At 70.7% G+C, this 10,344-nt stretch carries 12 protein-coding genes; 9 read left to right on the forward strand and 3 right to left on the reverse strand.

Features of this window, described 5'->3' with window-relative positions; genetic code table 11:
* Positions 1-280, forward strand: a 280-nt coding sequence (locus AX669_RS13725; RefSeq protein WP_197418908.1) for a hypothetical protein, incomplete at its 5' end; no start/stop codon positions are given.
* Between the two features lie 132 nt (positions 281-412).
* Here the strand turns inward: AX669_RS13725 and AX669_RS11265 are convergent.
* Both AX669_RS11265 and AX669_RS13465 read right to left on the reverse strand, forming a co-directional pair.
* A complete protein-coding gene (locus tag AX669_RS11265; RefSeq protein WP_062258494.1) occupies positions 413-910 on the reverse strand; it encodes an FABP family protein in 498 nt (165 codons plus the stop codon).
* 68 nt (positions 911-978) lie between these two features.
* Entirely contained in the window at positions 979-2,082 is a 1,104-nt protein-coding gene (locus AX669_RS13465; RefSeq protein WP_050786567.1) for an LCP family protein, read from the reverse strand.
* Between the two features lie 78 nt (positions 2,083-2,160).
* Here AX669_RS13465 and AX669_RS11275 point away from each other — a divergent pair, with 78 nt between their 5' ends.
* The 7 genes from AX669_RS11275 (at position 2,161) to manA (ending at position 8,670) form a co-directional block, all read left to right on the forward strand.
* Positions 2,161-3,318 (forward strand): folate-binding protein YgfZ, encoded by a 1,158-nt coding sequence (locus AX669_RS11275; protein WP_082740937.1) that lies wholly within the window; start codon positions 2,161-2,163, stop codon positions 3,316-3,318.
* A 396-nt stretch (positions 3,319-3,714) separates the two neighbouring features.
* On the forward strand, positions 3,715-4,695 hold the full coding sequence (locus tag AX669_RS11280; RefSeq protein WP_062258496.1) for a DUF2382 domain-containing protein: 981 nt from the start codon (positions 3,715-3,717) through the stop codon (positions 4,693-4,695).
* Positions 4,696-4,798: 103 nt separating this feature from the next.
* Positions 4,799-5,818 carry an asparaginase gene (locus AX669_RS11285; protein ID WP_062258497.1) on the forward strand — a complete coding sequence of 340 codons (1,020 nt, stop codon included), beginning with the start codon at positions 4,799-4,801 and terminating at the stop codon, positions 5,816-5,818.
* Positions 5,815-6,270 (forward strand): D-aminoacyl-tRNA deacylase, encoded by a 456-nt coding sequence (gene dtd, locus AX669_RS11290; RefSeq protein ID WP_062258499.1) that lies wholly within the window; start codon positions 5,815-5,817, stop codon positions 6,268-6,270. Before AX669_RS11285 ends, dtd begins: the two co-directional genes overlap by 4 nt.
* A gap of 77 nt (positions 6,271-6,347) precedes the next feature.
* Complete coding sequence (locus AX669_RS11295) at positions 6,348-6,662, forward strand: DUF2516 family protein (RefSeq protein ID WP_062258501.1); 315 nt, start codon at positions 6,348-6,350, stop codon at positions 6,660-6,662.
* Between the two features lie 6 nt (positions 6,663-6,668).
* On the forward strand, positions 6,669-7,472 hold the full coding sequence (locus tag AX669_RS13470; RefSeq protein ID WP_062258503.1) for an alpha/beta fold hydrolase: 804 nt from the start codon (positions 6,669-6,671) through the stop codon (positions 7,470-7,472).
* A gap of 34 nt (positions 7,473-7,506) precedes the next feature.
* A complete protein-coding gene (gene manA, locus AX669_RS11305; protein ID WP_062258504.1) occupies positions 7,507-8,670 on the forward strand; it encodes a mannose-6-phosphate isomerase, class I in 1,164 nt (387 codons plus the stop codon).
* On the opposite strand, the gene AX669_RS11310 is transcribed toward manA, so the two are convergent.
* Complete coding sequence (locus tag AX669_RS11310; RefSeq protein ID WP_062258506.1) at positions 8,657-9,487, reverse strand: hypothetical protein; 831 nt, start codon at positions 9,485-9,487, stop codon at positions 8,657-8,659. The genes manA and AX669_RS11310 overlap by 14 nt on opposite strands.
* Before the next feature lie 173 nt (positions 9,488-9,660).
* Between AX669_RS11310 and AX669_RS11315 the strand changes: the two genes are divergently transcribed.
* Positions 9,661-10,344: glycosyltransferase (locus AX669_RS11315; RefSeq protein WP_231729587.1), on the forward strand; the 684-nt coding region annotated here is incomplete at its 3' end.

Below are 10,344 nucleotides of genomic sequence, written 5' to 3' on the forward strand. Positions count from 1 at the left end.
CGTCCTCGACGGCGTGGCGGGGGCGACGTCACGGCGCCTCGAACTGGGTGCGGCGCAGTGCGTGCTCGGCGCGATCGCCGGGTGCGGCGCCGTCATCGCGGGCGCATCGGTCGCGTCGGCCGCCCTGGCTGGTGGCGCGGCGGGCCTGTTGTCGTGGGCGTGCCTGCGTACGACGGTGACGCTTGCGACGTCCGCCCACACGCGGGCGCAGCTCGCCGCGGGGTGTGCGTGCGTCCTCGTCTGTGGCCTCGTGCCCGTCGCGGTGGCGCGTCTCGTCTGAGCGCCCGCAAGCCCGGTTGTCCGCACCAGGTCGTCGGCACGATTGCCGCTCGAACCACCACGGACGCCGATGGGCGCCGCACCCGGTGAGGGAGGCGGCGCCCACCGGCGCGTCAGGCAGGAGCGCAGAACGTCAGTCGACGCGCTTGAGCTCGGCCGAGGCGTAGCTCTGCAGCGGTTTGCCGTTGAGCGCCGCGTCGTAGGCCCACATGAGGTTGGAGTTGACGTAGCCGAGCATGCGCGCGCCGGCCGTGTACTCGGGCGCCTGCGGCGAGCGGATGACGCCGTCGGTGCGCAGTTCGATCTTCGCGGGGGAGGTGTTGCCGTAGTACATCTCCACGATGCCGCTCGGGTGCGTCACCATGAACTCGACCTCGTTGTTCTCCAGCGGGCGCCAGTAGCCGAACTCCGTGTCGATGGTGTCCGTCTTGTTGCCCTGCTCGTCGAGCTTCCACATGCGCGAGTGCCACTCGAGGAAGGGGCGCTCGTCGTGGCTGACGACGAGTTCCTGGCCGAAGTTGGCCGACTCCATGCCGGGGTAGCCGATGACACCGGCGCCCTCCCAGCGGCCGACGAGCCAGGCGAGGGGGGCGAGTTCGATGGGCATGTTGACATCAAGTTCGAAAGGCACGGCACCAGGCTATCCGGTGACGTGCCTCTCGATCGAGCCGCGCGCAGGGGCTTTCCGCGTCCTGGGCCTCAGCTCGCAGCGCCCACGCGCCCGTTCGGGACGCCGGACATGTCGTCCTTGCGCAGGCCGTCGCTCAGCTTCTCGAGGCCTGCCTCATCGACGTAGTCGACCGATCCTGCGGCGCCCTCGTTGCCGAAACCGGTGTACGGCGCCGTGTAGAAGGTGATGTTCTGCGTGTCGAGGTCGCGCAGGCTGTAGGCGAGGCTCGTCATGTACCCAGAGGTGAATCCGTCGTCGACGGCCAGGTTGTCGGAGATGTCGCCGACGAGCTTGGTGATGGTCACCGGGTTGGTCAGGACGCCCTGGGTCTTGGCCTTCTTGAACATGGCGAGAATCCAGGCCTGCTGGTTCTTGCCACGGTCGATGTCGCCGTTCTTGAGCTGGTGACGCTCCTGGACGTAGTGGCGGGCCTGGGTGCCGTTCATGTGGTTCATGCCCTTGGACCAGCTGCCGTATCCCTTCTCGTCGAAGGCCTGCGGCACGTAGATGTCGACGCCGCCCATGTCGTCGGTGAGCTTCTCGAAGCCCTTGAACCCGATCTGCGCGACGTGATCGATGTGGACGTTCGTCGCCTTCTCGATCGTCTGGATGAGCAGGGTCGGGCCGCCGTACGCGTAGGCGGCGTTGATCTTGTTCTTGCCGTGGCCCGGGATGTCGACGTAGTAGTCGCGCGGGAAGTGCACGACGGAGACCTGCTTGCGGTCGTTGCTGATGTGGACGAGCTGGATGACGTCGGAACGGCTTCCGTCACGCAGGCTCGTGTTACGGCTGTCCGAGCCGAGCAACAGGATGTTCTGGGCGTCCCCGGCCGCGGCGTCTCGCGTCACGTTCGAGCTCGGCAGGAGCTTCTCGCGCGAGACGTTCGAGTCGAACACGTACTTGAGGTACAGGAAGAACCCGCCGATGACGAGGGCGACGATGAGCAGCAGCGCGAGCAGCGTGTAGAGCAGGACACGCAGCTTGCTACGCCTCCGTCGCCGGCCGGGGGCCTTCGTCGCGCGGGAGCTGGCACCGTCGCTCGTCTCGCCCGTCGCGCTCGTGCCGTCGTGGGGCGAAGGGCCCGGGGTGCCGGGCGCGTCGTCGGCGTGCGGCATCGAGGTCTCGTCTGACATGGCCCCAGCATAGGTGGGCCGACCGAGGCTCACCTGGGAGCCGCGCGGACCCGCGCGTACGGTGGTGCGGTGAGTGATATGCAGCCCCTGCCCCCTGAGGTCTCGGACGCGGACCGGGCCACGAATCCGGACACCGTCGACGCCGCCCATGCCGGCGCGCCGACGAACGCCCCCGCGTCGCAGCATGATGCGGCCCACGCGGGTGACCGCTCGCCGTCCCTCGACCTGCCCGGCGCCGTGGCGGCCGACGGCGTCTGGGCATCGGTGCCCGCCCACTACGGCAACCCGCTCGCCGAGCAGCGCGCGCTCGAGCAGGGCCGGGCTCACGTCGATCTGTCGGCCCGCGGCGTCGTGCGGGTCGCCGGCCCCGACCGCCTCTCCTGGCTGCACTCGATGACGACGCAGCACCTCGCCGACCTGGCGCCCTTCACCTCGACGGAGACGCTCGTGCTCAGCCCGCACGGGCACGTCGAGTTCGCCCTGCACGTCGTCGACGACGGCGAGGCGACGTGGCTGACGACCGATCCCGGTCGCAGCGCCGAATTGGCCGCATGGCTGCGACGCATGCAGTTCATGCTGCGCGTCGAGGTGGCAGACGTCTCCGACGAACACGCAGTCATCGGTGAGGTGAACGACGAGGAGTCGACCCCCGAGCAGGTGCGGGAGACCGGCGTCATCGCCTGGCGTGACCCGTGGCCGGCGCTCGGCCCCATGAGCGCGGCGTACGGTCCGAGCGCGCAGCACCCTGGTTCGGAGCGTCGGTGGCGCGAACTCATCGTGCCGCGCGAGCGGTTCGAGGCGGTCTTCGCCAAGGCTCAGCCGGCGGGTCTGTGGGCCGCGGAGGCGCTGCGCGTCGCGGCCTGGCGTCCTGACGGGCTGCTCGAGGTCGACCACCGGACCATTCCGCACGAGCTCGACTGGCTGCGCAGCGCCGTGCATCTGCAGAAGGGGTGCTACCGGGGGCAGGAGACCGTCGCCCGCGTCCACAACCTGGGTCGCCCGCCGCGGCGGTTGGCGTTCGTCCATCTCGACGGCAGCGACCACACGCTTCCCGAGGTCGGCGCCGAGGTCATGGTGCCCGGAGCCCCCCGTGCTGCGGGTCGGCTGACGTCAGTGGCGCGTCACCACATCGACGGGCCGATCGGCCTCGTCGTGCTCAAGCGCTCTACCCCGGCCGACGCGCCGCTGTTGATCGGCGGGGTGGCCGCCGCGCAGACCGTCATCGTCGCGCCCTGAGTGTTCGCGGCCGTGATGCTCGGGGCGGGGTCAAGGGGTCCTGACCGTGCAGGGTCTCAGATGAGTCTACCGGGACAGGATGCGCAAAATGTGATTCATGTCACAAAACTGATGGGTAGCGGATGTCTGTATTGGCCATAGGGGTGGAGCTCTCACCCCCATGAGGCCGCTAAATGGCCCTGAAGCGTGTCAGGGTCCACTCCCACGGGTGAGATCCGGGGGGCGGGTGACGCGGAGGAGACCCCCAGGTTGCATCCTGTCCAGACCCCTTTCGCGGCCGGGGGTGGTGACAGCGGCCAGGAAAAATGATCGGCTGATGCCAAGCCGCACGGCGACCTGGACGGATGCGAATCCGGTCGGATCGGCGTGCATCCGCCATCACGAAGGAGAACGAAAATGCTTTCCGTTGACGACGTTCTGGCCACCCGATCCGGCAAGGCCTACGACAGCGACGGCGACAAGATCGGTTCGGTCGGCGAGGTCTACCTGGACGACCAGACGAGCCAGCCCGCCTGGGTCACGGTAAACACGGGCCTGTTCGGTACCTCCGAGTCCTTCATCCCGCTCGAGGGCGCCCGCGTCGAGGGTGAGGACCTGCACCTCCCCTACACGAAGGCCAAGATCAAGGACGCCCCGCGTCAGGACGCTGACAAGCACCTCGACGTCGAGCAGGAAGAGGCGCTCTACCGCTACTACGGCCTGTCGAACGCTGGCACGACGCACGACGGTGACCGTCGTGACTTCGACGGCCGCGACGCCGCTGCCGCCGGCACGGCCGGAACCGCCGGTTACGCCGCCGGTCACCACGACCACGACGCCAAGGACCGAGTGGAGGGTCACGTCGACGAGGCTCGCGCCGACCACGAGTTCCGCAAGGAAGAGCACGACGAGCGTCGCGTCGAGCGTGACGAGCGCAACCTCGAGCGCGACGAGAACGGCGTCGTTCTTCACGAGGAGCGCCTCAACGTCGCCAAGGAGCGTCGTGAGGCCGGCAAGGCTCGCCTGCGCAAGTACGTCGTCACCGAGCAGCAGCAGGTCGACGTCCCCGTCACCCGCGAAGAGGTTCACGTGACCCGTGAGCCCGTCAACGAGCGCGTCGACGGCAACGTCCAGCTCGGCGAGGAGACGCAGACGGTGACGCTGCACGAGGAGCGCCCGGTCGTCGACAAGGAGACCGTCGCCACGGAGCGCGTCGGCCTCGACGTCGACCAGGTCCAGGAGACGCAGCGCGTCCAGGCGGAGGTCGGTCACGAAGAGGTCCGCGTCGAGAACGGCGTCGAGGGCACGCGTGGCACCGACGGTGTCCGCGACGGTGACGACCGCTCCTTCGCCGACAAGGCCAAGGACAAGGTTCGCGACGTGAAGGACAACCACTGAGGTTGACCGCATCTAGCCTCGGCTAGTCGCAGACGAAGGCCCGTCGCTCCCTGGGGGAGTGACGGGCCTTCGACATGCCCGCGCCAGCCCGTAAGGTCGGAGCATGAGTTCGCCCACCGCTGATCAGATCACCGCGATGCTCGCCGGGGCGCCGGTCATGGCCCGCGTCGACCGCTCGGGTTTCGTCGAGTCCGCCCACCGTGCGCTCGCGTGCGTCACCACTGCCGAGGGGGCCGTTCAGGCCGCGTGGGGCGAGCCGGACGCCGTCATCTATCCTCGCTCGTCGAACAAGCCGTTGCAGGCGCTTGCGATGGTGCGTGCCGGCCTCGATCTGCCGCAGCAGCTGCTCGCGCTCGTGTGCTCGAGCCACTCGGGTGAGCGCTTCCACCTCGAGGGGGTGCGCAGCATCCTCGAACGGCACGGCCTGAGCGTCGAGGATCTGCAGAACACCCCCGACCTGCCGTACGACGACGTCGATCGTCGCCAGTGGCTGCGCGAGCGCCGCGAGCCCGAGTCTCTGGCCCAGAACTGCTCCGGCAAGCACGCCGGCATGCTCGCGACGTGCGTCGTCAACGGCTGGGACACGACGACGTACCGCGACGTCGACCACCCGCTGCAGCGACTCATGGCCACCACGCTCGAGCAGATCGCCGACGACACCGTCGAGGCGACGGGCGTGGACGGTTGTGGTGCTCCCGTCATGACGCTGAGCATGGCCGGGCTGGCGCGTGCCTTCGGGCGACTTGCCGCGGCGGCGCCCGGCAGCGCAGAGGCGCGGGTGGCCGACGCGATGCGCGCCGCGCCGCGCTACCTCGGGGGCACACGGCGCGACGTCACGAAACTCGTCGAGGGCGTCGACGGCCTCATCGCGAAGGACGGGGCGGAGGCGGTCTACGCGATCGGCCTCGCCGACGGACGCGGCGTCAGCGTCAAGATCGCCGACGGCTCCCAGCGCGCGCGCCCCGTCGTGGCTGCGGCGATCCTGCGGGCGATGGGGGTGGATGCGCCGGCGCTGGACGATCTCGCGTCGGCACCGATCCTCGGCCACGGTGAGCCCGTGGGCGCTGTCACGGCCGTGCTGCCGGAGCCGACGACGGGTTCGCTCTCGTCGGCGCACGGATGAGGGCCGTCCTGCAGCGAGCGCTCGAGGGGAGCGTCAGCGTCGCGGGCGAGGTCGTCGGCCGACTCGACGCGCCTGGCGTCGTCGTCCTGCTCGGCGCCACCCATGACGACGGCGACGCCCAGGCCGCGGCGATGGCGCGCAAGATCGCCGGGTTGCGCATCATGCCCGGGGAGGTCAGCGTCAGCGACCTGCACGCCGGCGACCTCGAGACAGGTAAGGCGTGCACCCGCCTGCTCGTCGTCAGCCAGTTCACGGTGTACGGCGACACGCGCAAGGGTCGGCGCCCGTCGTGGGGAGCGGCTGCGCCGGGTGAGGTCGCGGAACCGCTCGTCGACGCCGTCGTGGCGGCGCTGCGCGGCGAGGGGTTGCGCGTGGCGACGGGCCGCTTCGGCGCCGACATGCGTGTGAGCCTCGTCAACGACGGGCCGTTCACCGTCGTCGTCGACGTGTGAGGGCGACGCCCTCGGCCGGAGCCTCGAGAACGCCCCGTCGGGCGCGGGTTGTCGGACCTCTCGCCTAGGCTGGTGGCATGGAGGTCATCTCTCAGATCCAGGCGTACGCGATGGTGGCGCTGGGCGTCATCGTGCTCGGCGTCGAGATCTTCGCGCTCATCGAGGCCGCGCGCGGTTCGGCGATCATGTATCAGGTGCACGGCAAGCTCTCGAAGCCCGCGTGGTTGGCGATCACGGCGGTCGCCGTCCTGCTCGGCTTCGTCTCGCTGCTGCAGCCCGTGAGCCTGCCGGGCATCATCGGCATCGTCGCCGCCGGGGTGTTCCTCGCCGACGTCCGCCCCATCGTCCGACCGAGCAAACCGAACTCGGACGGCCCGTACGGGCCCTGGTGATCCGCAGTGGCTGCTGAGTTCGTCGACGGCCCGAGCGGCCCGCTCGAGGTGGTGCGCTCCGGTCGCGGGGAGCCGGTGACGGTGTTCGCGCACGGCATGGGCGCCTCCATCCCCTCGACGCGGCCGTACGCCTCGGGCGTCTCGGGCACGCGCGTCTTCTTCCACTTCCGTTCGCACGGCCGCTCGGCGCCGGCGTTCGACGGGTGGGACTACGACCACACCGCCGACGAACTCCTGGCCGTCAGCGACCATGTCGCGGCGACGCGGGCGCTGGGTGTTTCGATGGGTGCCGGTTCGATCCTGCGCGTCCTGCTGCGCCACCCACGACGCTTCGAGCGGGTCGTCCTCGTCATCCCCGCAGTCGTCGACTCGCCGCGCAACAGCGCGGGCCTCGTGCGCTACGAGGCGATGGCGCAGGCCTCGCGTGACGGCGACGCCGCCACGATCCGTGCCCAGCTGGAGCGCGAGCTGCCGGCGTCGGCGCGTGGAAGTGGCGCGGCGCAGGCCTGGGTCGATCAGCAGACCGAGGTGTTCCTGCGCCCCGGCATGGCCGAGGCGTTGCGCGACATGCCGCACGCCGCCCCGGTCGCCGACGTCGAGGCGCTGCGCGGCCTCGAGCTGCCCGTGCTCATCCTCGCCCAGCGCGGCGACGAGGTGCACCCGGTGAGCTCGGCCGAGCGTCTCGCGCAGCATCTGCCGAACGCGCGTCTCGAGGTTTTCGACGAGCACGGGCTGCTGTGGGGGCACCGCGCGCGGGTGCGGGAGGTCGTGGGGGAGTTCTTCGGCGCTCGCGCCGACGACATACGATGACGCCCGTCATGGGTGCAGTGGGGGAGGGGGCGCCGTGCTGAAGTTCGAGCCGGCCATCAAGGATTACGCGTGGGGTTCGCGTGAGGCGTTGGCGAGCCTCGCCGGGCGCGCGCCGAGCGAGGAACCCGAGGCCGAGCTGTGGGTGGGGGCTCACGAAGCGGGGCCGGGCACGTTCGATCATGGGGGACGTCGCTGCGGCCTCGACGAGCACATCGCGAGCGACCACGCTCACCATCTGGGTGCCCGCTCGCGTGAGCGTTTCGGCGACCGTCTGCCGTTCCTGCTCAAGATCCTCGCGGCCGACAGGGCCCTGTCGATCCAGGCGCACCCGGACGCGAGTCGCGCGGCGTCGGCGCCGGAGGGCACCTACTCCGATGCGTGGCCGAAGCCGGAGGCGTGGATCCCCCTCGTCGAGAGCGAGGCGTTCGCCGGCTCGTTGCCCTTCGCGCAGGTGCAGGAGCGCCTCCGCGCGCTCGGCCTCGTGAGCCTCGAGGCGATGATCGACGCCGCGCGCGGCACCGAGCGTCCCGAGCATGCGCTGCTCAGCATGATCCTCACGCTCGAGACGGAGCGTCAGGGCCCGTTCGTGCAGGAGGTCGTCGCGGCGCTCGAGAGCGTCGTCAAGACGATCGAGGACGACGCCGAGGCGCGCGCCCTGCGCACGGTCCTCACCGTGCACGAGCAGTTTCCGGGCGACATCGGCGTCGTCGTCCTGCTCACGATGCAGCACCACCTCATGACGCCCGGGCGCAGCTACTTCATCGGCGCCGGCGTCCTGCATTCCTTCGTCCGCGGCACGAGCGTCGAGATCCTCGCGAACTCGGACAACGTCGTCCGCGGCGGGTTGACGCCGAAGAAGGTCGACGTCGCCGAACTGCTCGCCATCGTCGACGTGTCGACGCCCGTGACGGCGGACGAACCCCGGCGCCCGCAGCCCGGGATGGCGCGGTACCACTCCGAGGTGCCGCACTTCGCGCTGTGGGAGCTTCGACCCGAGAGTGAGCCCCTTGACGTGCCCGCCCACGGCGCGCCCGGTCTCCTGCTCGCGCTCGATGCGCCCGTCAGCGTCGAGTGCGCCGACGAGCGTCTCGTGCTCGGGCCCCTGGAGTGCGCGTGGTGGCCGGCGGGCGACCCACCGGCGCGCGTCACCGGTGAGCGGGGCGCGAGGTTGTTCGTCGCGACGCTCAACGACGAGTGATGCGGGCGCCGTCGTCCGCGGGTGCCACGGCTGCCCAGGCGACGGTGATCTCGCCGAGGCGCCAGCGGTGGACGTCGTCGAGCAGCGGCCAGCCCGACGCCCGCATCGCGCGGGCCGTCGCGATGAACCGCTGACGAGCCCCGTGCGGCGCGAGCGGGGCACTGAGCGTCCAGTGGTGCGACAGTGCAGCGAGGTAGTCGTGGATGCGCTCGCCGGGCACGTTGCGGTGGATGAGGGCCTTGACGAGCCGCGGGGCGATGTCCGCGGAGTCGGCGAGGCCCGCGAGGCGGTAGGAGAGCGTGAGGCTGACGGGCCCGCTCGCCTCGAGCGCCACCCACGTCGAGCGGCGCCCCAGCTCGTCACACGTGCCGTCGAGCAGCAGCCCGCCCGGCGCCAACCGCTCGAGCACGTGCGCCCAGGCGCCGGCCACCTCGCTCTCGTCGTACTGACGCAGCACGTTCGCGGCCCGCACGATGACGGGGCGCTCGCCGCCCGGTAGCGGCACCTCGAAACCGCCGCGGGCAAAGCTCAACCCCTCGAGCGGTGTGCGCGCGAGGAGTCGGCGGCCCATCTCGACGCGGCTCGGTTCGATCTCGATGCCGACGGTGCGCACGTCGCGGCGCGCCGCGCGCAGCCGCGTGTGCAATTCGACGGCGGTGGTGGGGGAGGCGCCGTACCCGAGATCGACGACAACGGGCGGGCCCTCCGAGCGGCGCAGGCGCCAGGCCTGCGGCCCCGCCAGCCACCGGTCCTGGCGGCGCAGCCGGTTGGCGTTGGTCGTGCCGCGGGTGACGGCGCCGACGGGTCGGGAATGCACGTGGCGAATCTACCGTTGCCGATGTCGTGGACGAATCCGACGTGAACGATGCAGCTGCCCGGCCGGGGCCGCGGAGCGCCTCCGTCGCACCGTCGGACGGGCGCGGAGGAACGACGAGTCCGGCCACCTCGGCGTCCGGTGAGGCTCCTGAGCGCGAGGTCAAGCACGTCGCCATGGTGAGCGTCCACACCTCACCGCTGTCGCAGCCCGGGACGGGTGACGCGGGCGGCCTCAACGTCTACGTCGTCGAGACGGCGAAGCGGCTCGCGCAACGCGGCGTCGCCGTCGACATCTTCACGCGGCGCACGAGCGCGTCCGTGGGTGAGCAGATCGAACTGGCGCCGGGCGTGACCGTCCACCACATCGCCGCCGGGCCGTACGAGGGGCTCGGCAAGGACGATCTGCCCGGCCAGCTGTGCGCGTTCGCGGCCGGCATGATGCGGGTCGGCGCGTCGAAGCCGGAGGGGTACTACGACCTCGTGCATTCCCACTACTGGCTCTCCGGCCAGGTCGGGTGGCTCGCGGCCGACCGGTGGCGGGTGCCTCTCATCCACACGATGCACACGATGGCGCGGGTCAAGAACAGTCAGCTCGCCGCGGGTGACACTCCCGAGCCGGCGGGGCGCGAGATCGGTGAGGAGCAGGTCGTCGACGCGGCCACGACGCTCGTCGCCAACACCCCCGGCGAGGCCCGGGAACTCATCGACCTCTACGGAGCCGACCCGGCGAGGGTCACCGTCGTCACCCCCGGCGTCGACCTCGAGGTGTTCAGCGCGGGCGACGACATCGTCGCCGAACGTCATGCTGCGCGAGCGGAACTCGGCATCGAGGAGGACGCTGACGTCGTCCTCTTCGTC

It is taken from the genome of Dermacoccus sp. CCH2-D9, from assembly GCF_001556795.1.
Lineage (GTDB): Bacteria > Actinomycetota > Actinomycetes > Actinomycetales > Dermatophilaceae > Dermacoccus > Dermacoccus nishinomiyaensis.

What these genes read in the sequence shown, in the direction of transcription:
- AX669_RS13465 (WP_050786567.1), bottom strand. Translation starts at nt 2,082, where the DNA reads ATGTCAGACGAGACCTCGATGCCGCACGCCGACGACGCGCCCGGCACC.
- AX669_RS11275 (WP_082740937.1), top strand. Translation starts at nt 2,161, where the DNA reads ATGCAGCCCCTGCCCCCTGAGGTCTCGGACGCGGACCGGGCCACGAAT.
- AX669_RS11280 (WP_062258496.1), top strand. Translation starts at nt 3,715, where the DNA reads ATGCTTTCCGTTGACGACGTTCTGGCCACCCGATCCGGCAAGGCCTAC.
- AX669_RS11285 (WP_062258497.1), top strand. Translation starts at nt 4,799, where the DNA reads ATGAGTTCGCCCACCGCTGATCAGATCACCGCGATGCTCGCCGGGGCG.
- dtd (WP_062258499.1), top strand. Translation starts at nt 5,815, where the DNA reads ATGAGGGCCGTCCTGCAGCGAGCGCTCGAGGGGAGCGTCAGCGTCGCG.
- AX669_RS11295 (WP_062258501.1), top strand. Translation starts at nt 6,348, where the DNA reads ATGGAGGTCATCTCTCAGATCCAGGCGTACGCGATGGTGGCGCTGGGC.